Consider the following 24619-nt stretch of genomic DNA (forward strand, 5'->3'; position numbering starts at 1 on the left):
TGGCGGGAACGACGGCGGGCTACGCGCCGGCCGTTACGTCCTGCCACTGGGCGTTGTGGGCGGCACTGGTTTCGGCGGCGTCGAGGAGGCGCTGGATCTGCAGCCCCTCCGCGAATGATGGCTCCGGCTGCTCGCCGCGGGCGATGCACCGGGCGAAGTCGGCAGCCTGATGGACGAAGGCGTGGTCGTAGCCGAGCCCGTGTCCGGGCGGCCACCACGCTCCGGCGTAGGGGTGAGTGGGCTCGGTGACGAGGATCCGGCGGAAGCCTGCCGACTCGGCGGGGTCGGTGTGGTCATGGAACCAGAGCTCATTGAGGTCTTCGAAGTCGAAGGCCAGGGAACCGAGTGAACCGTTGACCTCAAGCCGGATGGCGTTCTTGCGGCCGGTGGCGAAGCGGGTTGCCTCGAACGTGGCCAACGCCCCTTCGGCTGTCCGGCCGACGATGACGGCGGCATCATCCACGGTCACTGTGCCCTGTTCAGCCTTGTCGTGGCCTTGGGCCCGCAGGCCGGACGACGAGCCGGCGAGCGGCCGGGTCTTCACGAAAGTCTCCGTCAGCGCACTGATCCCGGCGAGGCGGTGTCCGGTGACGTACTGCGCGAGGTCGATGATGTGTGCGCCGATGTCGCCGAGCGCACCCGAGCCTGCCTTGTCCTTCTCCAGTCGCCAGACCAGCGGGAAGTCCTCGTCCACGATCCAGTCCTGCAAGTAGGAGGCACGGATATGGCGGATGGTACCGAGCCTGCCGTCCCGGACCAGATCCCGGGCGTAGGCGAGTGCCGGGGTCCGGCGGTAGCTGAAGCCGACCATCGCCAGGGCGCCCCGGGCCTTCGCCTCCTCTGCTGCGAGGGCCATCCTCTCGGCTTCGGCCAGTGTGTTGGCGAGGGGCTTTTCGCAGAGGACGTGCTTGCCGGCCTGGAGCGCGGCGATGGCAATCTCGGCGTGCAGGTTCCCGGGAACGCAGATGTCGACGGCGTCGATCTCCGGGTCCGCCACGAGGGCCCGCCAGTCGGTCTCCACCCGGCCGATGCCGAATTTGTCAGCAAAGGATTCGGCTGCTTCCTGGTTGCGGCCGCAGACCGCTGCGAGGACGGGCACAACGTCGAGGTCGAAGAACCTCGGTGCCGTGGTCCAGGCCTGGGCGTGAATGGAGCCCATGAACGAGTAGCCGATTAGGGCTATCCGCAGCTTTCCCGGCTCTGATGTTGTGGACGTCATCGTCCTCCTGTCGAAAAGTAGGCTCGTGCAAATCGGCAGTTAAGCGGTTAACTCGTTGGCCGAGTCCGGCACGGGTTCAATGTGTCGGGGGATGTCGAAACAACTCTGCATGCCGCGGCGAGGGGTTGTCAAGGAAAAAGTTAACCGCTTTACTGGAGTCCTGTCCGGTTTCCCGAGTCTGAACTGAAAGAGGCGTGCCGTGCCCACCATGAGAGACGTTGCGAGGCTGGCGGACGTCTCGATCGCCACGGTGTCGTTTGTCATCAACGACACCAAACCGGTTGCCCCGGCCACCCGCGCCAGGGTTGAGGAGGCCATGCTGCAACTTGGCTATCGCCGGAATGCCCTAGGGCGCGCGCTGGCCAGCAAGCGCACCCGGATCATTGCGCTGCTGTACCCCGCGCTGCAGCGGCGGCTCAGCGAGACCGCCGTGAAGTTCTTCACCAGCGCCACGCAGACGGCGAAGGACCTCGGGTACAACCTTGTGCTGTGGCCCATCAGCAACGACGCCGAAGAGGTTGAGGAGCTCATCTCGAGCGGCTTCATCGACGGTGTCCTGCTCATGGAAGTGCAGCTGGACGATGCGCGGGTGGAGCGGCTGCGGCGTTCCACGTTGCCGTTTGCCCTGATTGGACGGACGCGGCACCCCGAGGAACTGCCGTATGCGGACGTCGACTTTGAGAATTCCATGATCGAGGCCGTCTCCTACCTGGAGGGGCTGGGCCACCGCCGGTTCTGCTTCGTTGACAGCGGCGGGGCCGAGCATGCACTCAGCGGCTACGGCCCCGTGGTGCGGAGCCGGGCGACCTTTGCCGCGGAAGTGGAGCGCCGGGGGCTGGCATCCGTCCACATCTCGTGCGAGGAATCGCCCATATCAGGTCAGGGCGCCGCCGAAAGGCTGCTCGAAACCGCCCCGGACACGACGGCGGTAATCCTCATGAACGACAACGCGTCGTTCGGCTTCATCAACGGCCTGGACAAGCACGGAATCGACGTGCCCGGCGACATGTCGGTCCTGCTGATTGGCTCAACGCCGGACGGGGCCGCGACGACGGATCCTCGGCTGACCGTCCTCACGCTGCCCAGCACGGAGCTGGGACGCATGGGCGTCGAAACGCTCGTGGATCAGCTCGAGGAGCGGGGCGGCCCCATGCGCCAGGCTGTGGTGATCTGCCGTTTCGAGGAAGGACAGTCGACGGGGCCGGCCCAGCGGGCGCCGTCGTCAGCGGCAGGCTGAGCCAGGCGGGCTGAGAACCGGAAGCTCCTAGTCCTCCGGCTCGCCCAGGCCCCGGGCGGCCAGCGCTTCGCCCGTGTGGCGGGCATAGGCAACAGTGGTGATGAACACCGGCAGGACCAGTGCCCTCGGGTTTCGTTCCAGGCCGCGTGCCCGGGCAGAGTCCCGGACGTCTGCGAATGCCCCGGCGATAAAGGGAATGCTCCGCAGCATGATGGCGATGGTCAGTGCAAAGCGTTCGGGGTCCGCGCCGAAGCGCCGGAACGGGCGGGCCAGGGAAACCACGCCGTCAAGCAGCCGGTGCAGCGGCGTTGTGGCGGTCAGCAGGGATGCGGCCACGACGCACAGCAGGATGTTCAGGACGATCCGCGCGGCAACAGGCCCGCCCAGCTGCCACCACTGGAACGCGCCGATGACTAGCAGGATGGGCAGCAGCGGCCGGACCGCACGGAAGAGGCGCACCGCTCCGGCGCCGCTGAGCAGGAACAGCACGCACACCACAAGGAGGGCCGCGGCGGCGAGCCGCCAGTCGACGATCAGGAACGAGGCCATTCCGCAGGCCAGGACGAGCAGGAACTTCAGCCACAGCGGCATGCGGTGGATCAGGGAGGTGCCGGGCACGTAGTTGGCGAGCAGGAAGCCGTGTCCCCTCACCGGAAGTCCCCGCCTGACAGGCTCCGGGCAGAAAGCGAGCGGTATTGCTCGACGGCGGCGGCAGCACCGCCGTCGTACGCTATCCGTCCGGATTCGACCACCAGGATCCGGTCCATGTCCAGGGCCAGCTCCAGGTCATGGGTGGACATGACGATCTGCTGGCTAAGGCCAGAAAGTGTGCGGCGCAGCAGCTCGCGGTTCCGGAGATCCAGCAGCGTGGAGGGCTCATCGAGCACGAGCACGTCAGGTTCCACCGCCAGCACGGAAGCCAGGGCGAGGAGCTGCCGCTCGCCTCCGGAGAGTTCATAGATGCTCTGGTCAGCCAGCGGCAGCAGCCCGAAACGGTCCAGGGCGGCCGTGGCCTGCTCCCGGCGTTCCTTCCCGTGCCGCACCGAACGCCGGAGGGACAGCTCCACATCCTCACGCCCGGTGGGCATGACCAGCTGGGAGAGGGGATCGGTGAAGACGAAGCCCACCTGCTGCCGCACGGCGCGCACATTGCGGACCGTGTCGGCGCCGTTGACGGTCACTGTCCCTGCCGTGGGGGCAACGAGGCCGTTGAGCATTCGGAGGAGCGTCGACTTGCCGGAACCGTTGGCCCCGATCACGCCGATGCGCTCCTCGGTGAGTTCCAGTGATATGTCCTGGAGCAGAACTTTGGGGTCTGTGCGGCCGTCGACGGCCACGCTGACCCCTGCGTTCCTGAGGGAGATGGTGCTCACTGCTGTGCGGAGGCTTCCGGCGTGGCGCGCTGCTCCGTGGTGGACTTCTGCGGGAGCTGCCGGACGCGGCGGACCAGCAGGTCGGGGAAGGCCTTGTGCAGGGCGATGGCCACCGCCACCGCGAGGACATTCTTGATGATGTCACCCGGGTAGAAGGGCAGATCGGCCAGGAAGGCCTTGGAGAAGTCCAGCTTGGCGTTGACCATCATGCCGGCGATGCCCAGGCCGTGGATCAGCACAATGCTGATAACCATGGCGGCCGCGAACAGGAACACGGCACGGAACTTCACCGTGCGGCGGATGACGACGGCGGCCAGCCAGCCCACCGCCGCGGCGGCGAGGGGGAACGCGATGATGTAGCCGGCCGACGGTCCGGCCAGGATTCCCAGCCCGCTGCGGCCGCCGCTGAAAATGGGGAGTCCGGCGAGCCCAAGCAGGGTATGGAGGCCGACGGCGGCGAACGCGCGGCCGGGGCCGAGGGCGAGCCCGGTCAGCATGACGGCGAGCGTCTGGAGCGTAATGGGGACGCCGAGGCCGCCCACCGGGATGGCCGCAACCAGGGCTGACGCGGCCACGAGCGCGGCGAAGACGGCGATGAGTCCGAGGTCGGTGGCGTTCCAGCGGCTGCGCTTTGCCGGCTGCAGGGTGCCGGCGGAATGGGTCTGGGTCATGGGTGGTCCTGTCGAGAGGGTACAAACAATTATCAGCTGGTCTCGACGTTACTGGCCCGGGAAAAGGTGTATTTTGTGGGTCTTCTACAAGCCGGAGGCTCCGGTGCTTGGTCCACGGCACAAATGGCGGCCCTGCGCACCGGTCAAATGGCGGGCGACGCGTCCGGTTACGTGCTCTTGTTGCGGCCGGTAGACTTGTAGGGGCCGTTCTCTCGGCCACACCTCCGGTACCCACTAGGTTCCATTTTCGTTGTGCCGCGGCGTTCCCTGTTGTGAAAGGCCTTACCTGCTTTGATTACCGTCCAGGATCTTGAACTGCGCGCCGGCGCCCGCCTGCTCATGGACCAGGTGAGCTTCCGCATCGACAAGGGTGACAAGATCGGCCTGGTTGGCCGCAATGGCGCCGGTAAGACTACCCTGACCCGCGTTCTTGCCGGCGAGGGCCTCCCGGCCGCCGGCAAGGTAACCCGCAGCGGCGAGATCGGCTACCTGCCGCAGGACCCCCGCACGCCGGACATGGAACAGTTGGCCCGAGACAGGATCCTGTCCGCGCGCGGCCTGGATGTCGTCGTCGGGAAGCTCAAGAAGGCCCACGAGGAAATGGCCAGTGACGACGCGGCAGTCCAGCGCAAGGCCATGAACCGGTACGACCGGCTGGAATCCGAGTTCCTCGCGGGCGGCGGTTATGCGGCCGAAGCGGAAGCGGCGGCCATTTCCTCCAACCTTGCGTTGCCGGACCGCATCCTGAACCAGCCGCTGAAGACGCTCTCCGGCGGCCAGCGCCGCCGCGTGGAGCTTGCCCGGATTTTGTACTCCGGGGCAGAGACCATGCTGCTGGATGAGCCCACGAACCACCTGGACGCAGATTCCATCTCCTGGCTCCGGGACTTCCTGAAGAACCACCAGGGCGGGCTGATCGTGATCAGCCACGACACCGAACTGCTGGAAGCAACCGTGAACAAGGTGTTTCTGCTGGATGCCAACCGCGCCCAGATCGATTTCTACAACATGGACTGGAAGCGCTACCTAACGCAGCGCGAGACCGACGAACGCGCCCGCAAGCGCGAACGGGCCAACGCCGAGAAGAAGGCCCAGGTCCTGATGGACCAGGCCAACAAGATGCGCGCCAAGGCCACCAAGGCCGTCGCCGCGCAGAACATGGCCAAGCGCGCCGAGCGGCTGCTCAGCGGCCTGGAGGCCGTCCGCGAGAACGACCGCGTGGCGGCATTGCGCTTCCCGGACCCGTCCCCCTGCGGCAAGACCCCGCTCACGGCCGAGGGCCTCAGCAAGTCCTACGGTTCGCTGGAGATCTTCACCGACGTGGACCTCGCCATCGACCGCGGCTCCAAGGTGGTCATCCTCGGCCTCAACGGTGCCGGCAAGACCACCCTGCTGCGGATGCTCGCCGGCGTGGACCGCCCGGACACCGGCGACATCGTTCCCGGGCACGGACTCAAGGTGGGCTACTACGCCCAGGAACACGAAACCCTGGACCACGACCGGACAGTCCTCGAAAACATGCGTTCCTCTGCGCCGGATATGAAGGACGCGGAGGTCCGCGGCATCCTGGGCTCGTTCCTGTTCTCCGGTGACGACGTCGACAAGCCCGCCGGAGTGCTCTCCGGCGGTGAGAAGACCCGTCTGGCGCTGGCCACCATCGTGGCCTCCAGCGCGAACGTTCTCCTCCTGGACGAGCCCACCAACAACCTCGACCCTGCCAGCCGCGCCGAGATCCTGGGCGCACTGCGCAACTACACCGGCGCCGTCGTCCTGGTCAGCCACGACGAAGGCGCCGTTGAGGCCCTCAACCCGGAGCGCGTGGTGCTGCTGCCCGACGGCGTTGAGGACCTCTGGAACGAGGACTACCTGGACCTCATCACGCTGGCCTAGTTTCACCGGGGGCTGGCCGGTGTGCCAGCTATCGCTGCCAGGCCTCGCTGAGGCCTTGAAGGTCAGGCCCCCTGATCAGACTGGTTCCATGGAAGCCATTGGGGGGTTCACCGCAGACCGGGCCGGATGGCCTGGTGCCGGTGGGTTGGCTACTGCCGACGGGTTGGCTACTGCCGGCGCCAACGCCCTTCAGAGCCTTCCTGCTGCGGCGGACGTGGTGGACCGCAGCCTTGATCTGCTGACTTCCAGCGCGATCACCGCCGAAGACACGGCGTTGTGGGGTTTCGGGCAGGCCGCGGATTTCGCGGGCCGGGTCGAGCGGCTCTCCCGTCACGTGGAGTTTCTGCAGGTGGTGGCCGCCGGCGCGGTGGACCGGGCCCGCACCGGGGCGCTCACCGGCGCGACGTCACCCCTCGACCCGACCGCTGCCGTCTCCGGTGGCGAGCCGGCTCCGGGGGATGACGGGTCCCGCAACACTGTCGAGTTCCTGCAGGCGAGGCTGAGGATCCCGGCCGGCGAAGCCCGCCGCCGGCTCGGCCTGGCCGGCGCCGTGCTGCCCCGGGCTGGTTTCGGCGGCCAGCAGCTCCCTCCCCGCTACGAAGAACTCGCCGCCGCGATCAGCACCGCCCAGATCAGCTCCCGCGCCGGGACCACCATCACTCTGGCCCTGGACCGGGCCCGGCACCTCACCACCCCGGCCCTCAGCACCGAGATGGAACACGCCCTGACCCGCACCGCCATCGACAACGACGCCGACTTCCTTACCCGGGTCACCAAACACTGGACCGAGGCCATCGACCAGGACGGGACCGAACCCTCCGAAGCAGCCCTCCGCCAAATCCAAGGCGCCTTCATCCGCCGCCCCAAACACGGCCTGCAGCACCTGGAAATCTACGCCACCACCGAACAGTTCGAAACCCTCACCACCGTCATGAACACCGCCACCAACCCCCGCACCCCGGCACCAACTACCGCGACCTCCTCGGCGAACTCCACCAACGACAAGGAGCACTGTGGGCCCAGGGCGCGCGGGGTCCCCGGTCGGCTTATACCGGCCGGACCGGCGACGGCACCGCATTGTTCGGGTTCACCGGCCCGGTGAACCCGGCCACGATCCGCAAAATCGCCTGCGACGCCGACATCATCCCCGTCGTCCTCGGCAGCGAAGGCCGCATCCTGGACATCGGCCGCGCCTCACGGGTCTTCCCGCCCCACATCCCCACCATCATTTGATCCACAAGGAACACTGGCACATCGAAGTCACCGCCGAAGTCCCCTGGTTCAAACCCCCACCAGAACTCGACCCCCACCGCAACAACTACTTCCGCTCACGACCCCAACACGAATGAAACTGGCCCGAGCACTCAGCACCCGAGCCTGGGCGTCTGTATTGCGACACAGCTGGCCGTATCTGATAAAGAACGTGAACTGCCCAGCAGCGCGCCGCTGCAGCGGGGGTTCGCTGTCTTCGAGCCGTACCGCAGCAGTCAGCCTGGTGGTCAGCCTCCGCTTCGGTGGCTAAGCTCGTCCCGCTGTGACATATGCATTCCCAAACCCCATCAGCCGCACTCGAGGAGAGCATCATGAGCGCTACCTACACCTTCGACATCTTTTCCAGCCTCGACGGCTTCGGCTCCCACAACGGAAACTGGGGCGGCTACTGGGGCAAGCAAGGCCCCGAGCTGCTCGAGCACCGCCTCGCCTTATACGGCGAGGAGCAGCGAATGGTCTTCGGGGCCAACACGTACCGGGCGTTCGCGCAGATGCTGGCCGCAAGCACCGAGGAGTCCGAGGTCCGTGACCCCTGGGTCGCACGGATGAGGAACCTGCCGGCAACGGTGGTGTCGACCACGCTGCAAGAACCGCTCGACTGGCCGGACGCAGCTGTCGCGAGTGGCGACGCGGTGGACGTCGTCGCCCGGCTCAAGGAAGAGTCAGCAGTGCCGCTGCGCTCCCACGGCAGCCTGTCGATGAACCGGGCACTGATGGCCGCCGGTCTGGTGGACCGCGTCCAGGTGACTGTCTTCCCCGTGATCACCGGCCAGACCGGGGCGGAGCCGATCTTCCGTGGCGCGGCCGACTTCGACCTCGAGCTGATCGAAACCCGGACGCTCGATGGCCACACCCAAGAGCTCATCTACCGGCCCACCCTGCATGTCTGAATTGAAGGCAACCGGACGCAACACCTACTTCCGCTCACGACGCCAAAGGATTGAGCCGGCCCCCGGCGGCACTCACCGCACGCGTAATGCGTGGGCGTCCGTGATGCGCTGCAGCTCGCCGTAGCTGATGGAGAACATGGAGTGATGGTCGCCGGCTCCGGCCCAGAGCGTTGGGTGCTCTTCGAGCGAGGCATCCAGCAGGGTGCGGATCTTGGCAGGATGGCCCACCGGCGCAACGCCGCCCACCTCCTGGCCGGTGTGGTGCAGCACGAAATCCGGGGCCGCGCGGCGGATCCGTCCGGTGCCCAGCTGGGAGGCGACCAGCCCGACGTCCACTTTCGCGGCGCCGCTGGCGAGGATCAGCAGGGGAGTACCGTCCACTTCGAACACCAGGCTGTTGGTGATTGCCGCAACGTCGCAGCCGAGCGCGTCAGCCGCGGCGGCCGCCGTCGGAACCGCACCGGGAAGAACCGTGACTGTGTCGCGGGCGCCTGCGGCGGTAAGAGCGCGGCGCACGTTGGCCACCGGGTCGGCAAGGATATCCGCACCCCGGTCGTCAGTAGCCTTGGGCATCCAGGATCGCGTCTTCCTCTTCTTCAGCCGTCGGCCGCCTGCGCTTCCGGGGCGCCGGCGGACGACGGCGGGCTCCCGCGGCGGTGTGGGCAGGCTCGCCGTCCAACGCCTCGGCGTCCTCGGCATCCATCGCGGCGTTGCGTGCCTGCTGCCGGGCAGCGTAACCAAAGCCCACGAACATGAGGACGCCGAAGGCAAACCACTGCAGCGAGTAGGACAGGTGCGTTCCCTCGTCCACCGAGGGCATGGGGAACGGCTGTGGCATGTCGGCCACCGGTGGCGTCTCTGACGCGAGCTGCCCGTAGGCCCCTGTCAGGAGCGGATAGCCGAGCTCGGCGGCGTAAGTGGGCAGGTCAATGGAGGCGAGCTGGCCCTCCGGAGCGCCGCGCTGGAGCGTGGGTTCGCTGTGCTTGAGCCGCACTACTGCCGTGATCTGCCCGGACGGCGGCGCCGGAATGGAGTCCGGCCGGCCGGGGGTCTTGTTGCCGATCGGTAGCCAGCCGCGGTCAATCACCACTGTCTCGCCCGACACGAGCTTGAACGGCACCACCACTTCATACCCGGGCTGCCCGTTCAGGGGCCGGTTACGAACGATCCGCTGCCCGTCGACGTCATAGCTGCCCTGGAGCTTGACCTGGGTCCATTCCCTGGACGGATCCAGCTGGTTGAATTCAGCGCGGGCCTGATCAAAGGTGATGGGAGTTGCCGAGTAATTCGACGTTACCCGCTGAATTTCCGCCAGGGTCTCCGCCCGGCGATCCATCTGCCAGCGGCCAAGGAACACGCAGCCGGTGGCGAAGATCGCGGCCAGCAGGAGGTAGCCCAGCCACTTGCTGGAAAACAGGAACTTGTACATTCAGCTGTTCCCGCCGGTCTCTGCGGCCTCGAGCGGCACGGTCTCCTTCCAAAGGCCGCGCGTCTGCAGGTAATCCTCCAGCCACGCCTTGTGCTCACCGCACGCCAGCCACACCTTGCGGCGGTCAGGCGTGTGGATCTTGGGATTGTTCCACAGCAGCTGCCAGGACGCGTCGGCCCGGCAGGCTTTGCGGGAGCACGTGGCCGCGGATGCCGGTCCGGCAAGATCACCGCTGCCGCCACCCAGGTTGAAAATGTTCATGAAGCTTTCTGTCCCCGGCCGTCGTCGTCTTCTTCGTCATCAGCAATGAGTTCGCCCTGGAGCACCGCCGGTTCATCCGCGGTGTCGGCGCCTTCCGCAGTCCCGGAGTCGTCGGCCGCTCCCAGCTCGGCGTACGGCGTGTAATCGAGCAGCGCATCGCTGTGGATCTCCGCCTTGTCCGAACCGTTGGCGATCACAACAGCGACCCACGGCAGGAATACCGCGCCCGCCACGGCAACCAACTTGAACCAGCCGTCCACCACGAAGATCAGGATCAGGCACACCATGCGGATACCCATGGCGAGGGCGTACTTGATCATGCGCTCCCGCATGTCTTCGGAATGCGCTGCGGCGGCGTCCGTGATGCTGATTACTTCCGGATGGCCGGCGGCTGCTTCACGCTTCCCGGGCGTCTGCTGTCCGGGTTGGGGTTCAGTTGTCACGACTGTCTCATCACGCTCCAATGGCTACCACAATTCTCTCACCATCCGAAGGTCGCTCCCAATCGGGCGATAAGATCGGAGGCAGTTAAAAATCCAGCCACCACAGCGGAGCGAGGCTCCGCGGAAATCCGGAGCACACATGTCTGAAGCAGCAACCACGGCCCGCAGCGTCCTCATCACCGGCGGAAACCGCGGCATTGGCCTGGCCATCGCGGAGGCATTCCTGGCCAACGGCGACAAGGTGGCCGTGACGTACCGCAGCGAATCGAAGCTGCCGGAGGGCATCCTGGGGGTCAAGGCCGACGTGACCGACGAAGCCTCCGTTGACGCTGCATTCACCGAGGTTGAGGCCGCCCACGGCCCCGTCGAGGTTCTGGTGGCCAACGCTGGCATCACCAAGGACACGTTGCTGCTGCGCATGAGCGAGGACGACTTCACGTCCGTCATCGACACCAACCTGACCGGCGCGTTCCGCGTCATCAAGCGCGCCTCGAAGGGCATGATCCGGCTGCGCAGGGGCCGCGTGGTGCTCATCTCCTCGGTCTCGGGCCTCTACGGCGCACCGGGGCAGATCAACTACTCCGCCTCCAAGGCCGGGCTCGTCGGCATTGCCCGCTCCCTGACCCGCGAGCTCGGTTCGCGGGGGATCACGGCCAACGTGGTGGCGCCCGGGTTCATCAACACGGACATGACGGCAGAGCTGCCGGAGGCAACCCAGAAGGATTACCTGTCCAGCATCCCCGCCGGACGCTTCGCTGATGCCTCCGAGGTGGCCAACGTGGTGCGCTGGATCTCCAGCGATGAGGCCGCCTACATTTCGGGCGCCGTCATTCCGGTCGACGGCGGGCTCGGCATGGGGCACTAGGCCGCCTCTGGCGCCAACAATATCAACGGGCGGGCCGGCACCTTCTTTGTCGCGTTCCGACAAAGGAAACCGGCGCGCCCGCTGGCATGATGGAATGCAGGCCATCAGCTATTAGACGTTTTGAACAAAGATAAAGCTTTAGACAAGGGAGCCCACATGGGACAGCTGGACAACAAGACAGCCATCGTCACCGGTTCTTCGCGCGGCATCGGCGCCGAAGTTGCCAAGATCCTCGCCGGCGAGGGCGCCGCCGTCGTCGTTAACTACCGCCAGAAGGCGCCGCGCGCCAACAAAGTGGTGGCAGGAATCGAGGCCGACGGCGGCCGTGCAGTTGCCGTTGGCGCGGACCTGACCACCCTCGAAGGCGTGCAGGCGCTGGCCAGCGCCGCCATGGAAAACTTCGGCTCGCTCGACGTCCTGGTCCTCAACGCCTCGGGCGGCATGGAAACCGGCATGGAGGAGGGCTACGCCCTCAAGCTCAACCGCGACGCCCAGGTCAACATGCTCAACGCCGCCGTGCCCCTCATGAAGGAAGGCTCCCGGGTCGTCTTCGTGACCAGCCACCAGGCCCACTTCATCAACTCGGTCGCCACCATGCCCGAGTACGAGCCTGTTGCCCGCAGCAAGCGCGCCGGTGAAGACGCCCTGCGCGAGCTCCTGCCGAACCTTGCGGACAAGGGCATCTCCCTGGTGGTCGTGTCCGGCGACATGATCGAGGGAACCGTAACCGCCACGCTGTTGGACCGTTCAAACCCGGGCGCCATCGAGGCCCGCCGCGCCGAGGCCGGCAAGCTGTACTCCGTCGAGGAGTTCGCCGCAGTGGTTGCCAGCATGGCCACCGCGGATGTCGAGTCCGGCCACACGGAATACGCCGGCGGCGCGGACTACTTCGGCAAGAACGCCGGCTAGTCACTCTCTCCGCGGGTGCCTGACGCGGTTCCTTGACACGAAGGCCCGGTGCAACAGCGCCGGGCCTTCGCTGCCCCGGCGCTAGCACCCAAATCAGGCCGCGCAGGCGTTGTCCGGGCGGCCCGGGGCGCCTAGGGTCATAGCCATGGCAGAGGATGCAGCAGTAACGAAGCGGAGCTATCCGGCCGGCGTGCCGTGCTGGGTGGACAGCCAGCAGCCCGACGTGGAAGCAGCCTTGAGGTTCTACGGGGGACTGTTCGGTTGGGAGTTCTACGCCGGTTCGGCGCCGCCCGGGGAAACTGGCAGTTACGCGGTCGCCCGGCTCGGCGGCCAGGAGACGGGCGCCATCACCGGTTTCGGCGCCGGCATCCACGGCGTCCCCGCCTGGAACACGTACATCGCGGTCGAGGATGCGGACGCCGCGGTTCGTCACCTGCTCTCGGCGGGTGCAACCCTGAAATCGGCTCCTGCCGATACGGGCGTTGGAGGCGTGCGGGCCGCGCTGGCCGATCCAGAGGGAGCCGAGTTCCGCATCTGGCAGCCCGGGGAGCGGCCGGGCGCCCAGGCGGTCAACCTGCCGGGTGGCTGGAACTTCAGCGACCTCCACACAGCGGACACGGATGCTGCCGCGGACTTCTACGCCAGGGCCTTCGGCTGGCAGTTCGACCGCCTTGACTTCGGCATCATGATCCGCCGCCCCGGGTACGGCGACCATCTGGAGGCAACCATCGACCCCGGCATCAGGACCCGGCAATCGGGTGACGCGGTCCCGGCCGGCTTCGAGGACGCAGTGGGCTGGCTTGCACCGGTGGCCCCGGGCGAGCGGCCGCACTGGCATGTCACCTTCACCGTGGCGGACCGGGACCGGGCGGTCCAGGAGGCAGAGCGCCTCGGCGGCCACGTCCTGGGGCAGGACGACACCGAGTGGACACGGACCGCCCTGATCAGGGACCCCGGCGGGGCTGTTTTCACCGCAAGCCAGTTCACTCCGCCGTCGGGCTTCTAGTTCCGGTCGTTCAGACTCCAGCGATGTGCCGCACCGCGTCGAGGTACGGCATGTTGATGGCGGCGTCGGCCACGGCGCGGACGGCGGGCTTGGCGTTGAAAGCCACCCCGATCCCCGCGGCGCCGAGCATGTCCAGGTCGTTCGCGCCGTCGCCCACCGCGATGGTGTGCTCCAGCGCGATGCCCTCGGCGGCTGCCCATTCGCGGAGGTATTTTTCCTTGGCGGCGCGGTCGATCACGGCGCCGAGGACCTTGCCGGTCAGGGCCCCGTCAACGATCTCCAGCTCGTTGGCGATCCAGTAGTCCATGCCGAGGTCCTCGGCGATGGGGCGCAGGATCTGGTTGAAGCCGCCGGACACCACCGCCACGGCATGGCCTGCGGCCTTGAACGCGGCCACCAGCTCGGCAGCTCCTTCGCTCAGCTTCACTTCCGCGCGGACGGAGTCGACGACGGCAGCCGGCAGCCCTGCGAGGACGGCCACGCGGGCGTGCAGGCTTTGCGCGAAGTCGAGTTCACCGCGCATAGCGGCTTCCGTGACGGCCGCGACTTCGTCGCGCTTTCCGGCGTAGGCGGCGAGGAGTTCGATGACCTCCTGCTGGATGAGGGTGGAGTCGACGTCCATGACGAGCAGTTTGCGCTGCGCCCTCCGCAGTTCCGCGGGGACGATGGCCGTGTCCACGCCGGTGCGCTCCGCGTTTTCCTTCGCGGCGGCAATCGTGTGCCGCAGGCCGGCGATGTCTGCGACGGAGCCCGAAGGCACGGAAAAGTCCACGGTGCAGACGTCGAAGCGTCCGTCCCCTGTGCTGGAGGCCTCTTTGAAGGTGGCGCCGGAGTCCGCCAGCAGTGACCGCAGGTTTTCCGGTTCCGAGGGGGACAGTTTCAGGCCATAGCTGACCGCAGTCACGTTCGAAGTCATGGCTGCAATCTTATCCAGCGCAGCGCCGCCTCCCGAATCCGTTCGGCATCCAGCCATGGCATCCGCGGCTGGCATGCGCTGCCTGGCATCCAGTGCATAGCGGCGGCCCCCAGCCGGCTCCCAGCAAACGTCCGGCCAACCGGGAGGCCGGTCGGGCAGAATGGTCCGATGCTCTTTGCCCTGATTGCCCGCCTGCGCCCGACGCCCCTGCTGAGGGCGCCGCGGGAGGTGCTTTTTTGCTGGGCCGGGGCTCTCCTGGTGGCCGGTGACGCTGTTTTCTGGCTCATGTTCGCTGCCGTCCAGTCTGACTCGGGGCTGGCGGCGATGGACGTTCCTGTGCACAGCCTGATAGTGGATTCGCGCAATCCTGCCGCCACGGCGTTGTTGGCGGCAGTGACCACCGTGACATCGCCGGAAATGCTGGGCGTCATCGGCGCGGCGTTTGCCCTGGCGTGGGCTGTCTGGAAGCGCGAGTTGTGGCGCCCGGCCGTGCTCATGGGGGCCATACTGTTGGCCGTGGTGCTGACCACCCTCATCAAGCAATTCGTCAGCCGGTCCCGCCCGCCCGCTTCTGATTTCCTGCTCGGCCCGGATGACGCCCTCTCGTTTCCCTCGGGGCACACGGTGGGGATCGGCGTGTTCACGGTTGTGCTCGCCTACCTCGTATTGTCACGGTCGGGGACGCGTACGACGGCGGTGCTTGGGTTCTCCGCGGCCTTTGCAGTCACAGCGCTGGTTGGCTTAAGCCGCCTGTATTTGGGCTACCACTGGCTTACCGACATCGTGGCTTCCTTCGGGGTGGCGCTGGCTGTTGCAGCGGTTGCGGTGTTCACGGACGCAGCCCGGCACGGTTCTTCGAAGAACCGTGCCAAGACTTAAGAACCCATGAAGGCTAGGACGCTCGGGTACCTGCAGCCGTCGGCGTCAGCACCATCTCGTCGAGTTTGGGCAGGGCGTGGCGGAGCCGGTGCCTCGCCTCGTGCAGGGTCTGTTCAGCCAGCCAAAGACTGGCGTCGTCGTCTAGGGCGATGGTCGCCGCGCCTTGGAGGCGGTGCCCCACCCACCGCAGCTGCACGCGCTTGACGTCAAAGACGCCAGGCGTGCCCTCAAGCGTGCGGCGGGCGCGGTCCACGAGTTCGGGCTCGATGCCGTCCATCAGCCGGCGGCCGATGCTGCGGACAGTTCCCCAGAGCAGGATGATGATGGCCGCCGAGATCAGCAGGCCAACAATCGGGTCCGCCAGTGGGAAGCCGAGCATGACGCCGCCGGCGCCGAGCACTACGGCCAGGGATGTGAAGCCATCCATCCGCGCATGAACGCCGTCGGCCACCAGCGCAGCCGAGCCGATCCGGCGCCCGATCCTGATGCGGTACATCGCCACTGCCTCGTTTCCGGCAAAGCCGATCAGCCCTGCGCCCATGACCCAGCCCAGATTCTGGGGCACCTGCGGGTGGATCAGCCGTTCCGCCGACTGCCAGGCAGCCATTACTGCCGAAAGAGCGACGACGGCCACGATGAACAGCCCTGCCAGATCCTCCGCCCGGCCGAAGCCATAGGTGTAGCGGCGGGTGGCCGCGCGGCGCCCCAGGACGAACGCCACCCACAGGGGAACGGCGGTCAGGGCGTCGGAAAAGTTGTGAATCGTGTCGGCCAGCAAGGCAACCGAGCTGCTCACCAGGACGACCAGGAACTGCAGGACGGTCGTCCCGAGCAGCATGAACAGGCTGATTTTCAGCGCCCTGATGCCCTGCGCGCTGGCCTCCAGGGCATCATCAACCGAGTCGGCCGCGTCATGGGTGTGCGGGACGAACAGCTCGAAAAGCCAGCCCTTGAGCCCCTTGTGATGCGTGTGCCCGTGGCCGTGTGGGTGATGCCCCTCATGCTCGTGGCCGTGGCCATGTGCGTCATCGTGCCTGTGATCGTGCGAGTGGTCGTGCCGGTGGTGGTCCGGTGCGCTTCCGCCCGCTGGCACTCCGGTGGTCCGAGTCCGGTCGCTCATGATGCGGTTCCCTTCATGCGGTGGTGGGCAGGCTGCCCGCCGAGCGCATGTTCGGCCTGGAAGATTGCATCAGCAACGAGCTGGCGTGCGTGCTCGTTTTCGAGCCGGTAGAGGACCCTGGTCCCGTCCTGGCGCGTGGAAACCATGCGCGCTAGCCGCATTTTGGCCAGGTGCTGGGACACGGCCGCCGGTGACTTTCCCACCGCCTCGGCCAAAGCCCCCACGGCCATCTCACCCTCGCGCAAGGCCAGGATGATCCGCACCCTTGTGGCGTCTGCCAGCATGGCGAAAATCTCCACCGCGAGCTCCACGTACTGGCTGTCGACGTCGAGCCCGCAAGCCTGCTTATCTGCGTTCATACGCATATCTTTTCATACAGGCGGACGGTCCACTGGCGGCCGTCGGTACCGGTTATCAGTCGGGACGTGTTTTGTCCTAGTGTCTACTTCTATGAGTGATGTTCTTGAAATGGCCGCCGTCAGCGTTGTGCGCGGAGCCAAGACGCTCCTGAGCAAGGTGGACTGGCAGGTCAGGGAGGGCGAGCGGTGGGTCATCCTCGGCCCCAACGGCGCCGGCAAGACCACTCTGCTGCAGATCGCCGCGGCACGGCTGCATCCCACCAGCGGCATCGCCGGCATCCTGGACGAAAGCCTCGGAAAGGTTGACGTCTTCGAACTGCGGCCACGGATCGGGCTCTCGTCGGCCGCCCTGGCCAACCAGATCCCCGAATACGAGAAGGTGCTCAACGTCGTGGTCACCGCAGCCTACGGGGTGACCGGCCGGTGGCGCGAAGGGTACGAGAAGGACGACGAACGCCGCGCCTTCGCCCTCCTGAACGACTGGGGCATGGGCCCGCTCCTGAACCGCAAGTTCTCCACGCTTTCTGAGGGTGAACGCAAGCGCGTGCAGATCGCCCGCGCGCTCATGACCGACCCCGAGCTGCTGCTGCTCGATGAGCCCGCCGCCGGCCTCGACCTTGGCGGCCGCGAGGACCTTGTGCACCGCCTCAGCCAGCTGGCCATGGACGAGGACGCCCCGGCGATCGTGCTGGTCACCCACCATCTTGAGGAAGTCCCGCCGGGCTTCACCCACGCCATGCTCATGCGCGACGGCGAAGTGGTGGCTGCCGGGCCGGTCGAAGATGTCCTCACCTCGGACAACCTGAGCGAGACGTTCGGCCTGGCCCTGGACGTTTCAGTAAACGCCGGCCGTTACACCGCAACCGCCCGCCGCTAGCGGAGCGGCCGGCACAGCGTGGAGTTTTTCAGCGGCATCCTTGTGTTCTTCGCCGGCCTCTGGGCGGGCACCATCAACAGCGTCGTCGGGTCCGGAACCCTTGTCACCTTCCCGGTGCTGATCGCCCTGGGCATCGCACCGGTGACGGCCTCCATGAGCAATGCCATGGGCCTCGTCGCCGGTGGCGCGGCGGGCGCGTGGGGTTACCGCCGGGAACTGAAGGGCCGAGGCCGGCAGCTCCTGCGGCTGCTGCCGGCTTCCCTGCTGGGCGGCATCAGCGGAGCCTGGCTCCTGCTCCATTTGCCGGAGAAGGTCTTCCACTACGCGGCGCCAGTGCTCATTGTCCTGGCCCTGCTGATGGTGGTGTTCCAGCCCAGGCTTCAGCGGTGGGTGCGGAACCGAGAGGAAAACCCCGAGCACGCCCTCCGGGACAAGCACCACGGTGTATTGCTGGTGGTCCTCGTCTTCCTCGCCGGTGTGTATGGCGGATACTTCGTCGCGGCACAGGGAATCCTGCTGGTGGGCATCCTCGGCGTGTTCATGACGGGCACCATCCAGAACGCCAACGCCATGAAAAACGTCCTGGTGCTCGGCGTCAACCTGATTGCCGCCGCCTCCTACCTGCTGTTTGCCTTCGACCGGATCAACTGGGCAGTGGTGGCCATCATCGCTGTCAGTTCCCTCATCGGCGGCCTCGTTGGCGCCAAAGTGGGCCGCAGACTGTCCCCGCCCGTACTGCGCGGCGTCATCTTTGCCCTCGGCCTGGTGGCGCTCGGCTTCCTGGTCGCGAACCTGCTCAAATGATTACTGAAATGACTGGCCGGTGACTTTCCACTATCTCGAGTCTGCCGCGGATCCGCGCGTCGCCGACTACACCCAGCTGACGGACGTGCACCTCCGGAAACTCCGCGAACCCGCCGAGGGCATGTACATCGCCGAATCCTCCCGGGTACTCCGGCGCGCCCTCGCAGCCGGGCACCGGCCGCGGTCCTTTTTCCTCGCCGAGAAATGGCTTCCGGACCTTGCGGACATCTTCGAGCAGTACCCTGACGTTCCCGCGTACATCGGCAGCGCCGGCCTCCTGGAGGAAATCACCGGGTTCCACCTGCACCGCGGGGCCATGGCAGCCATGCACCGCCCGGCGCCGGTCCCGCTGCCGGAACTGCTGGCAGGCGCCCGGCGCGTGGCAGTCCTCGAGGACATCGTGGACCACACCAACGTGGGGGCAATCTTCCGGTCGGCTGCGGCGCTCGACGTCGACGCCGTCCTGGTCTCACCCCGCTGTGGCGATCCGCTGTACCGCCGCAGCGTCCGCGTCAGCATGGGCACCGTCTTCCAGGTGCCGTGGGCCAGGCTGGACAGCTGGCCGCAGGACCTGACCCTCCTCAAGGAGCAGGGGTTCACGGTGGCAGCCATGGAGCTCACCGACGACGCCGTGGACCTGGACGAGCTGGCAGCAAGAAACCCCGAGCGGCTCGCCCTGGTGCTGGGTACGGAAGGTGCCGGCATGAGCGCGGACACGCTTGCCGCCGTCGACCTCGCCGTCAAGATCCCGATGCGCGCGGGCGTGGACTCACTCAACGTGGCGGCGGCGTCCGCCGTCGCATTCTGGGAGCTGCGGCCGCGGGCCTGAGCACGCGGAGCGGCGGGTTCGTTAGATCCTCCACCATCCGCTATGATTGATAGCTGGTTCCACTGTGTTTTTCGCTGGCCTTTTGGCCGGCCGAAGCACGGATGGAAGCCATCCCATTCATACCTGGCAACTGGCAAAATCCAGCTGCGTGAACAAAAGGTCCCATTATGAAGTCTGATATCCACCCGAAGTACGAAGCTGTTGTTTTCAACGACCTGGCCTCCGGCACGAAGTTCCTGACCCGCTCCACCGTGTCTTCCTCGAAGACCATCGAGTGGGAAGACGGCAACACCTACCCGGTCATCGACGTCGAAATCTCCTCCGAGTCCCACCCGTTCTACACGGGCAAGCAGCGCATCATGGACTCCGCTGGCCGCGTCGAGCGCTTCAACGCTCGCTTCAAGGGCTTCGGCGGCAAGAAGTAAGTCACTTCTCCCCAAGGTTCTTTGTAAAGCCCGCACCGGCAACGGTGCGGGCTTTTCGCGTTTGTGGGGCAGGATGGAAGGCATGACTGCCACGCCAATATCTGCAAGGGGAGAAGCGGCCGCGGGGCTGCACGGTGAGTACAAGGTCCCGGGCGGCAAGCTCGTGGTGGTGGACCTCGATGTCGAGGACGGCGTCTTGGCGGACGTTTCCGTCAGCGGCGACTTCTTCCTCGAACCTGATGAGGCCCTCCTGGCCATCAACGGCGCCTTGGGAGGCCTGCCGGAAAGTTCGACGGCGGCCGACATCGCCGCCGCTGTGGAGGCTTCACTCCCGGAGGACGCGGTGCTGTTCGGGTTCTCGGCCGACGCCGTGGCCATCGCCGTCCGCAGGGCGCTGGCCAAGGCCACCGCATGGACGGACCATCACTGGAACATCATCGTACCCAGCGTGCTGCCCACCCACCTCAATGTGGCGCTGGACGAGGTGCTCACCGAGGAGGTCGGCGCCGGCCGCCGCAACCCCACCATTCGCTTCTGGGACTGGGAGGAACCGTCGGTGGTGATCGGCAGCTTCCAGTCCTACCGCAATGAGGTACATCCCGAGGGCGTGTCCCGGCACGGCATTACCGTGGTCCGGCGCATCAGCGGCGGAGGAGCGATGTTCATGGAGGCGGGCAACTGCATCACGTACTCGCTCTACCTGCCGCAGACCCTCGTGGACGGCATCAGCTTCGCCGACTCCTACGCGTTCCTCGACGCGTGGGTCATGGCCGCCCTGAAGAAGCTCGGCATCGACGCCTTCTACGTCCCGCTCAACGACATCGCCACCGGCCAGGGCAAGATCGGCGGGGCGGCCCAGAAGCGGCTGGCCAACGGCGGCATGCTCCACCATGTGACCATGAGCTACGACATCGACGCCGACAAGATGGTGGACGTGCTCCGCATCGGCAAGGAAAAGCTCTCGGACAAGGGAACCACCAGCGCCAAGAAACGCGTGGACCCGCTGCGCCGCCAGACAGGCCTGGCCCGGGCCGAGATCGTGGCGGCCATGATGGAAGTGTTCACCGAACGCTACGGGGCCACTCCGTCGGAGATCACGGCGCTGGAACTGGAAACCGCCCGTGAACGTGTCGCATCAAAGTTCGGCACGGACGCGTGGCTGCACCGGGTGCCTTAACATCCGGCCGAGAGAGCCTGGGCGGCCAGCGAACGATGCAGGTGGCTGCGCTGTTCGATGATGATCCGGCGCAGGGCACGCGGGGCGTCCGCGTGTTCTGAGAGCCAGTGGTCGGTGCGTGCCAGCACGGGATGGTCCTCCGGGTTCCCGGCCGGGCCCAGGTCCCGGACCCCGGGGTAGAGCCCGCGGACGATCCGGCTCGCGATTTCGATGCTCCGCTCCGCCCACACCTTTTGCAGGCATTCGAAGTAGGGCTCCACAAACGGGTCCAGGAGTTCTTCGGAGGCTGTGTTGAACCCTGCGATCGTCGCGCTGAGCAGCTGGTTGGAGAGCCCCGTCCCGCGGACCGCTGCTTCCCAGGCCGCGGCCTTGACCGCCGCCTCAGGCCTGGCCGCCAGCGCCGTGGCATGGCCTGCCCGTCCCGAGGCCGTGGTGTCCCTGGCCAGCTCGGCGTCGAGCTCCTGGTCCGTGGCCAGGCCCCGGGCCGCCAGCGCGTGCCACAGGCTCCAGCGGAGCTCCGCGTCCACGGCCAGCCCGGGCACCCGCTCGCTGCCATCCAGCAGCCCGCGGAGCAGCGCCGCCTGGCTGCCCTCGGTCCGGCTGACCGTGGCGAGGGTCCTGGCCCAGGAAAGCTGCTGGTCGGAACCGGGCTCCGCCGCGTACAGTTCCCGTGCCGCGCCCTCGGCAAAGGACTTCCGCAGGCCCTCGCGTTCCGTGGCCGGCACGTACTGTTCAAGGGCCATGGTGGCGTTGCCCAGGATGTTCACCAGCACGCCGATCCCGGACTCGGCGGAAGCAAACCGGAGAACGGCGTCCACGTACTGTGAAGCGGGCACAATGCCGTCCCGGGCCGAGTTCCACAGCGCGGACCAGCACAGGGCGCGGGCCATGGGATCGCTGATCCGGTCCAGTGAGGCGCGCACGGTGGCCTCGGAAACGGGGTCCAGCCGGACCTTGGCATAGCTGAGGTCCTCGTCATTGACCAGGAGCAGCGCCGGGCGGGCCTTCCCGGACAGGGCCGTGATTTGCTCGGCCCCGCCGGCCAGGTCGGTCTCCACGGAATCAGTCCGGACCAGCATGCCGGCAGCGTCGAAGTTGTACAGCCCGATGCGCAGCCGGTGCGGGCGTGGCTCCTGCTGCCCGGTGACGGGATCGGGGGCGTCCTGCAGCAGCGTGACCCGCTCGAGAATGGCCGTGCGGTCAGCCGTTTCAGCTGTCTCCAGTTCGGCGCTCAGCGTTGAGATGCCGGACGTCCGGAGCCACTGCCTAGCCCAGGTGGTGAGGTCCCGTCCCGAGGAACCGGCCAGGGCGCCGAGCAGGTCCGCCAGCGTGGTGTTGCCGTACTCGTGGTCCCTGAAGTACTGCCGGGACCCGGCAATGAAGGCGTCGAAGCCGACGTACGCCACGAGCTGTTTGAGGACGGAGGCGCCCTTCGCGTACGTGATGCCGTCGAAGTTCTGCTTGGCCGCCTCGAGGTCCGGGATGTCTGCGACGATGGGGTGGGTGGTGGGCAGCTGGTCCTGGACGTAGGCCCAGGCCTTGCGATTGTTCGCGAAGTTGACCCAGGCTGTGTCCCAGTCCGTCGCGCGGTCCACGCCGAGGGTGCCCATGTAGTCCGCGAAGGATTCCTTCAGCCACAGGTCGTCCCACCAGTGCATGGTCACGAGGTCGCCGAACCACATGTGCGCCATCTCATGCAGCAGGGTGTTGGCCCGGCCCTGGTACTGGGAATCGGCGGCCCGCGAAGTGAACACGTAGTTTTCCGTGAAGGTGACCAGGCCGGGGTTTTCCATCGCGCCCAGGTTGTATTCGGGCACGAACGCCTGGTCGTACTTGCCCCACGGATAGGGGTAGTCAAACAGTTGGTTGAAGAATTCCAGTCCCTGCTTGGTGAGCCTGAACAGCTCGGCGGCATCGAACGAGGGCGCCATGGAGGCCCGGCAGTAAAGTGCCAGCGGCACGTCAAGGCGGGTCCCGCCGTCGTCCGTCCTGCTCCAGTGGTCCTCGGCCTTGAAGTAGGGCCCGGCCAGCACCGAGGTGATGTAGGTGGACATGGGCAGGGTGGGAGCGAAGTCCCAGCGGGCCGCGGCGGAGTCCTCCGCCAAAGGAAGGCGCGCTGCCTCGGCGCCGTTGGAGGCCACCTCCCAGCCGGCCGGGGCGGTGACGGAGAAGGTGAACCGGGCCTTGAGGTCGGGCTGTTCGAAGTTCGCGAAGACCCGGCGGGCATCGGCCGGCTCGTACTGGGTGTAGAGGTAGCACTGGCCGTCGGCCGGGTCGAAGAACCGGTGCATGCCCTCGCCCGAGCTGCTGTAGAGGGCAGTTCCGGTGACCGTCACCTTGTTCTCGGCCTGCAGGTTGTCCAACCGGATCCGTGCGCCGTCCACCACGTCAGGGACGGGCAGCTCGACGCCGTTGAGGACCACGCTGCGCACGTCCCCGGCGATGAAGTCCAGGAAGGTGGATGCTCCCGGCTTCGCTGCCGAGAAGGCGATGGTGCTGCGGCTGGTGTACCCCGCGGCCTCGGGATCCCGTGCGCTGCGGACGTCGAGCGAGACGTCGTAGCTGTGGGTGGTGATCAGGGCGGACCGCTCTGCCGCTTCGCTGCGCTGGAGATTCTGGTTCGGCACCCAGCCATTGAACCACGTGCGCTATTGAACCACGCGGCCACTGAACCACGCCCTCTGAACCACGGGGGCTATTGAACCATCAGCAGCGCGGCGGCCAGCCCAAGGACCGCGATCAGCAGCCACGCCGCGAGGGCGGCCAGCACGGCGCGCGCCCCGGTGTGCAGCAGGGTGCGGATACGGACCGCCGATCCGAGCCCAAACAGGGCAGCGCCCAGCAGCACGTCCTGCAGACCGGCCGCTGCCTCCAGCCACCCGGCGGAGAGCCAGCCGCTGGAGCGCAGCGCCACCGTGACGATGAATCCGACGGCGAACAGCGGAACAAGCGGAGGCTTGCCCGCGGCAGGGCCGCCGGCCCGGCTGCCCGCCTCCCGGCGGTGCCGGATCCTCTGTTCTGCCCCGGCCATGGCCACCATCGGAGCCAGGAGGATCACCCGGGTGAGTTTGACGACGACGGCGAGGGCCAGTGCCACCGGACCTGCGGTTTGCGCCGTGGCCACTACCTGCCCGACGTCGTGGACCGAGGCGCCGGTCCACGCACCGAAGGCCTCGGTGCTCAGGTGCAGGGGGTGGACCAGCAGCGGGAGCACGCCGATGGCCAGCGTCCCGCACAGCGTCACGAGCGCCACGGGCAGGACGGTGTCCCGGTGGCTGATGCGCCGGACCGCGGCCACCGCGCCGATCGCCGAGGCACCGCAGATGGAAAAACCGGTGGCAATCAGCAGCGCAGTATCGGCCGGAAGCCGGAACAACCGGGAAATCCCGTAGGTGCCCGCGAAGCTGGCCACCACCACCGCGGTGATGAGCAGGAGGGCCAGCCAGCCGAGGCCCAACACGTCCGAGATACTCACCTTCAGTCCCAGGAGCACGATCCCGCCGCGCATCAGGTGCTTGCCGGCGAAGTCCAGCCCCGGCCGTGCCCGGCCGGCCGTCCACACCGCCGTGCCGGGAAGGTTTGCTGCCAGCAGGCCCAGGACCACGGCCAGGGTCATGGCCGGAAGCGCGGGCACGGCCGCATGAATTGCGAACGCGAAGGCCAGGGCGACGACGGCGGTCAGCAGGCCGGGCAGAATCCGGGTAAGGTTCTGATGCGTCATCCCGCGCAACTGCGTTAGCAGCGGCGGCGGGAGTCGGAAGTCTGGCA

At 67.1% G+C, this 24619-nt stretch carries 27 protein-coding genes; 14 read left to right on the forward strand and 13 right to left on the reverse strand.

Annotated features, from left to right (window positions below; genetic code table 11):
- Window positions 1-19 precede the first annotated feature (19 nt).
- Entirely contained in the window at window positions 20-1219 is a 1200-nt protein-coding gene (locus QFZ23_RS13370; RefSeq protein ID WP_306923609.1) for a Gfo/Idh/MocA family protein, read from the reverse strand.
- A gap of 208 nt (window positions 1220-1427) precedes the next feature.
- Between QFZ23_RS13370 and QFZ23_RS13375 the strand changes: the two genes are divergently transcribed.
- Window positions 1428-2456, forward strand: a complete 1029-nt coding sequence (locus QFZ23_RS13375; RefSeq protein ID WP_306926848.1) for a LacI family DNA-binding transcriptional regulator — start codon at window positions 1428-1430, stop codon at window positions 2454-2456.
- A 27-nt stretch (window positions 2457-2483) separates the two neighbouring features.
- Here the strand turns inward: QFZ23_RS13375 and QFZ23_RS13380 are convergent, their stop codons facing one another.
- From QFZ23_RS13380 to QFZ23_RS13390, 3 genes are read right to left on the reverse strand one after another with little or no spacing between them, the layout of a single operon-like run.
- A complete protein-coding gene (locus QFZ23_RS13380) occupies window positions 2484-3107 on the reverse strand; it encodes an energy-coupling factor transporter transmembrane component T family protein (protein ID WP_306923611.1) in 624 nt (207 codons plus the stop codon).
- Window positions 3104-3829 carry an energy-coupling factor ABC transporter ATP-binding protein gene (locus tag QFZ23_RS13385; RefSeq protein WP_306923612.1) on the reverse strand — a complete coding sequence of 242 codons (726 nt, stop codon included), beginning with the start codon at window positions 3827-3829 and terminating at the stop codon, window positions 3104-3106. Before QFZ23_RS13385 ends, QFZ23_RS13380 begins: the two co-directional genes overlap by 4 nt.
- Window positions 3826-4500: a biotin transporter BioY gene (locus QFZ23_RS13390; protein WP_306923615.1), complete on the reverse strand. Its 675-nt coding sequence runs from the start codon at window positions 4498-4500 to the stop codon at window positions 3826-3828. The genes QFZ23_RS13385 and QFZ23_RS13390 overlap by 4 nt, the downstream gene beginning before the upstream one ends.
- Window positions 4501-4791: 291 nt before the next feature.
- On the opposite strand from QFZ23_RS13390, the gene QFZ23_RS13395 reads away from it, so the two are divergent.
- The 4 genes from QFZ23_RS13395 (at window position 4792) to QFZ23_RS13410 (ending at window position 8552) form a co-directional block, all read left to right on the forward strand.
- On the forward strand, window positions 4792-6390 hold the full coding sequence (locus tag QFZ23_RS13395) for an ABC-F family ATP-binding cassette domain-containing protein (protein ID WP_306923616.1): 1599 nt from the start codon (window positions 4792-4794) through the stop codon (window positions 6388-6390).
- Between the two features lie 88 nt (window positions 6391-6478).
- The gene (locus tag QFZ23_RS13400; protein WP_306923617.1) at window positions 6479-7492 is read left to right on the forward strand and encodes a DUF222 domain-containing protein; all 1014 of its coding nucleotides are present in this window, start codon (window positions 6479-6481) and stop codon (window positions 7490-7492) included.
- On the forward strand, window positions 7489-7623 hold the full coding sequence (locus QFZ23_RS13405; protein ID WP_306923620.1) for a hypothetical protein: 135 nt from the start codon (window positions 7489-7491) through the stop codon (window positions 7621-7623). Before QFZ23_RS13400 ends, QFZ23_RS13405 begins: the two co-directional genes overlap by 4 nt.
- 350 nt (window positions 7624-7973) lie before the next feature.
- Window positions 7974-8552, forward strand: a complete 579-nt coding sequence (locus QFZ23_RS13410; protein ID WP_306923622.1) for a dihydrofolate reductase family protein — start codon at window positions 7974-7976, stop codon at window positions 8550-8552.
- A 72-nt stretch (window positions 8553-8624) separates the two neighbouring features.
- Here the strand turns inward: QFZ23_RS13410 and QFZ23_RS13415 are convergent, their stop codons facing one another.
- The 4 genes from QFZ23_RS13415 to QFZ23_RS13430 are packed head-to-tail and all read right to left on the reverse strand — an operon-like array spanning window position 8625 to window position 10685.
- On the reverse strand, window positions 8625-9125 hold the full coding sequence (locus QFZ23_RS13415; RefSeq protein WP_306923623.1) for a YbaK/EbsC family protein: 501 nt from the start codon (window positions 9123-9125) through the stop codon (window positions 8625-8627).
- Entirely contained in the window at window positions 9109-9981 is an 873-nt protein-coding gene (locus QFZ23_RS13420) for an SURF1 family cytochrome oxidase biogenesis protein (RefSeq protein WP_306923624.1), read from the reverse strand. The genes QFZ23_RS13415 and QFZ23_RS13420 overlap by 17 nt, the downstream gene beginning before the upstream one ends.
- A complete protein-coding gene (locus tag QFZ23_RS13425; protein ID WP_306923625.1) occupies window positions 9982-10242 on the reverse strand; it encodes a hypothetical protein in 261 nt (86 codons plus the stop codon).
- Window positions 10239-10685, reverse strand: coding sequence for a DUF3099 domain-containing protein (locus QFZ23_RS13430; RefSeq protein ID WP_373427881.1), 447 nt, complete (start codon window positions 10683-10685; stop codon window positions 10239-10241). The genes QFZ23_RS13425 and QFZ23_RS13430 overlap by 4 nt, the downstream gene beginning before the upstream one ends.
- Window positions 10686-10824: 139 nt before the next feature.
- Between QFZ23_RS13430 and QFZ23_RS13435 the strand changes: the two genes are divergently transcribed.
- The 3 genes from QFZ23_RS13435 to QFZ23_RS13445 all read left to right on the forward strand — a co-directional run bounded on the left by QFZ23_RS13435 (window position 10825) and on the right by QFZ23_RS13445 (window position 13465).
- Window positions 10825-11550: a beta-ketoacyl-ACP reductase gene (locus QFZ23_RS13435; RefSeq protein WP_306923628.1), complete on the forward strand. Its 726-nt coding sequence runs from the start codon at window positions 10825-10827 to the stop codon at window positions 11548-11550.
- A gap of 156 nt (window positions 11551-11706) precedes the next feature.
- The gene (locus tag QFZ23_RS13440) at window positions 11707-12459 is read left to right on the forward strand and encodes an SDR family oxidoreductase (RefSeq protein ID WP_306923629.1); all 753 of its coding nucleotides are present in this window, start codon (window positions 11707-11709) and stop codon (window positions 12457-12459) included.
- 145 nt (window positions 12460-12604) lie between these two features.
- Window positions 12605-13465: a VOC family protein gene (locus QFZ23_RS13445; protein WP_306923631.1), complete on the forward strand. Its 861-nt coding sequence runs from the start codon at window positions 12605-12607 to the stop codon at window positions 13463-13465.
- Between the two features lie 10 nt (window positions 13466-13475).
- On the opposite strand, the gene serB is transcribed toward QFZ23_RS13445, so the two are convergent.
- Window positions 13476-14381: a phosphoserine phosphatase SerB gene (gene serB, locus QFZ23_RS13450; RefSeq protein WP_306923634.1), complete on the reverse strand. Its 906-nt coding sequence runs from the start codon at window positions 14379-14381 to the stop codon at window positions 13476-13478.
- Between the two features lie 168 nt (window positions 14382-14549).
- On the opposite strand from serB, the gene QFZ23_RS13455 reads away from it, so the two are divergent.
- A complete protein-coding gene (locus tag QFZ23_RS13455) occupies window positions 14550-15260 on the forward strand; it encodes a phosphatase PAP2 family protein (RefSeq protein ID WP_306923636.1) in 711 nt (236 codons plus the stop codon).
- Window positions 15261-15273: 13 nt separating this feature from the next.
- Here the strand turns inward: QFZ23_RS13455 and QFZ23_RS13460 are convergent, their stop codons facing one another.
- Both QFZ23_RS13460 and QFZ23_RS13465 read right to left on the reverse strand, forming a co-directional pair.
- Window positions 15274-16380 carry a cation diffusion facilitator family transporter gene (locus QFZ23_RS13460; protein ID WP_306923638.1) on the reverse strand — a complete coding sequence of 369 codons (1107 nt, stop codon included), beginning with the start codon at window positions 16378-16380 and terminating at the stop codon, window positions 15274-15276.
- Complete coding sequence (locus QFZ23_RS13465; protein ID WP_306923639.1) at window positions 16377-16739, reverse strand: ArsR/SmtB family transcription factor; 363 nt, start codon at window positions 16737-16739, stop codon at window positions 16377-16379. Before QFZ23_RS13465 ends, QFZ23_RS13460 begins: the two co-directional genes overlap by 4 nt.
- A gap of 91 nt (window positions 16740-16830) precedes the next feature.
- Here QFZ23_RS13465 and QFZ23_RS13470 point away from each other — a divergent pair, with 91 nt between their 5' ends.
- The 5 genes from QFZ23_RS13470 (at window position 16831) to QFZ23_RS13490 (ending at window position 20851) form a co-directional block, all read left to right on the forward strand.
- Window positions 16831-17616 carry an ABC transporter ATP-binding protein gene (locus tag QFZ23_RS13470; RefSeq protein WP_306923641.1) on the forward strand — a complete coding sequence of 262 codons (786 nt, stop codon included), beginning with the start codon at window positions 16831-16833 and terminating at the stop codon, window positions 17614-17616.
- Between the two features lie 18 nt (window positions 17617-17634).
- Window positions 17635-18420 (forward strand): sulfite exporter TauE/SafE family protein, encoded by a 786-nt coding sequence (locus tag QFZ23_RS13475; protein WP_306923643.1) that lies wholly within the window; start codon window positions 17635-17637, stop codon window positions 18418-18420.
- Window positions 18421-18439: 19 nt separating this feature from the next.
- On the forward strand, window positions 18440-19249 hold the full coding sequence (locus QFZ23_RS13480; protein ID WP_306923645.1) for a TrmH family RNA methyltransferase: 810 nt from the start codon (window positions 18440-18442) through the stop codon (window positions 19247-19249).
- Between the two features lie 167 nt (window positions 19250-19416).
- Window positions 19417-19674 (forward strand): type B 50S ribosomal protein L31, encoded by a 258-nt coding sequence (locus QFZ23_RS13485; protein WP_003802336.1) that lies wholly within the window; start codon window positions 19417-19419, stop codon window positions 19672-19674.
- An 82-nt stretch (window positions 19675-19756) separates the two neighbouring features.
- Entirely contained in the window at window positions 19757-20851 is a 1095-nt protein-coding gene (locus tag QFZ23_RS13490) for a lipoate--protein ligase family protein (protein WP_306923650.1), read from the forward strand.
- On the opposite strand, the gene pepN is transcribed toward QFZ23_RS13490, so the two are convergent.
- Complete coding sequence (gene pepN / locus QFZ23_RS13495; RefSeq protein ID WP_306923652.1) at window positions 20848-23478, reverse strand: aminopeptidase N; 2631 nt, start codon at window positions 23476-23478, stop codon at window positions 20848-20850. The two genes, QFZ23_RS13490 and pepN, sit on opposite strands and share 4 nt — an antisense overlap.
- Before the next feature lie 68 nt (window positions 23479-23546).
- The gene (locus QFZ23_RS13500; protein WP_306923654.1) at window positions 23547-24572 is read right to left on the reverse strand and encodes a YeiH family protein; all 1026 of its coding nucleotides are present in this window, start codon (window positions 24570-24572) and stop codon (window positions 23547-23549) included.
- Window positions 24573-24619 lie beyond the last annotated feature (47 nt).

The sequence above is a fragment of the Arthrobacter globiformis genome (assembly GCF_030818015.1).
Lineage (GTDB): Bacteria > Actinomycetota > Actinomycetes > Actinomycetales > Micrococcaceae > Arthrobacter > Arthrobacter globiformis_C.

Coding starts and splice junctions, on each gene's coding strand:
- QFZ23_RS13370 (WP_306923609.1), bottom strand. CDS start 1,219: ATGACGTCCACAACATCAGAGCCGGGAAAGCTGCGGATAGCCCTAATC.
- QFZ23_RS13375 (WP_306926848.1), top strand. CDS start 1,428: ATGAGAGACGTTGCGAGGCTGGCGGACGTCTCGATCGCCACGGTGTCG.
- QFZ23_RS13390 (WP_306923615.1), bottom strand. CDS start 4,500: ATGACCCAGACCCATTCCGCCGGCACCCTGCAGCCGGCAAAGCGCAGC.
- QFZ23_RS13400 (WP_306923617.1), top strand. CDS start 6,479: ATGGAAGCCATTGGGGGGTTCACCGCAGACCGGGCCGGATGGCCTGGT.
- QFZ23_RS13410 (WP_306923622.1), top strand. CDS start 7,974: ATGAGCGCTACCTACACCTTCGACATCTTTTCCAGCCTCGACGGCTTC.
- QFZ23_RS13415 (WP_306923623.1), bottom strand. CDS start 9,125: ATGCCCAAGGCTACTGACGACCGGGGTGCGGATATCCTTGCCGACCCG.
- QFZ23_RS13420 (WP_306923624.1), bottom strand. CDS start 9,981: ATGTACAAGTTCCTGTTTTCCAGCAAGTGGCTGGGCTACCTCCTGCTG.
- QFZ23_RS13425 (WP_306923625.1), bottom strand. CDS start 10,242: ATGAACATTTTCAACCTGGGTGGCGGCAGCGGTGATCTTGCCGGACCG.
- QFZ23_RS13435 (WP_306923628.1), top strand. CDS start 10,825: ATGTCTGAAGCAGCAACCACGGCCCGCAGCGTCCTCATCACCGGCGGA.
- QFZ23_RS13440 (WP_306923629.1), top strand. CDS start 11,707: ATGGGACAGCTGGACAACAAGACAGCCATCGTCACCGGTTCTTCGCGC.
- QFZ23_RS13445 (WP_306923631.1), top strand. CDS start 12,605: ATGGCAGAGGATGCAGCAGTAACGAAGCGGAGCTATCCGGCCGGCGTG.
- serB (WP_306923634.1), bottom strand. CDS start 14,381: ATGACTTCGAACGTGACTGCGGTCAGCTATGGCCTGAAACTGTCCCCC.
- QFZ23_RS13455 (WP_306923636.1), top strand. CDS start 14,550: ATGCTCTTTGCCCTGATTGCCCGCCTGCGCCCGACGCCCCTGCTGAGG.
- QFZ23_RS13460 (WP_306923638.1), bottom strand. CDS start 16,380: ATGAGCGACCGGACTCGGACCACCGGAGTGCCAGCGGGCGGAAGCGCA.
- QFZ23_RS13465 (WP_306923639.1), bottom strand. CDS start 16,739: ATGAACGCAGATAAGCAGGCTTGCGGGCTCGACGTCGACAGCCAGTAC.
- QFZ23_RS13470 (WP_306923641.1), top strand. CDS start 16,831: ATGAGTGATGTTCTTGAAATGGCCGCCGTCAGCGTTGTGCGCGGAGCC.
- QFZ23_RS13485 (WP_003802336.1), top strand. CDS start 19,417: ATGAAGTCTGATATCCACCCGAAGTACGAAGCTGTTGTTTTCAACGAC.
- QFZ23_RS13490 (WP_306923650.1), top strand. CDS start 19,757: ATGACTGCCACGCCAATATCTGCAAGGGGAGAAGCGGCCGCGGGGCTG.
- QFZ23_RS13500 (WP_306923654.1), bottom strand. CDS start 24,572: ATGACGCATCAGAACCTTACCCGGATTCTGCCCGGCCTGCTGACCGCC.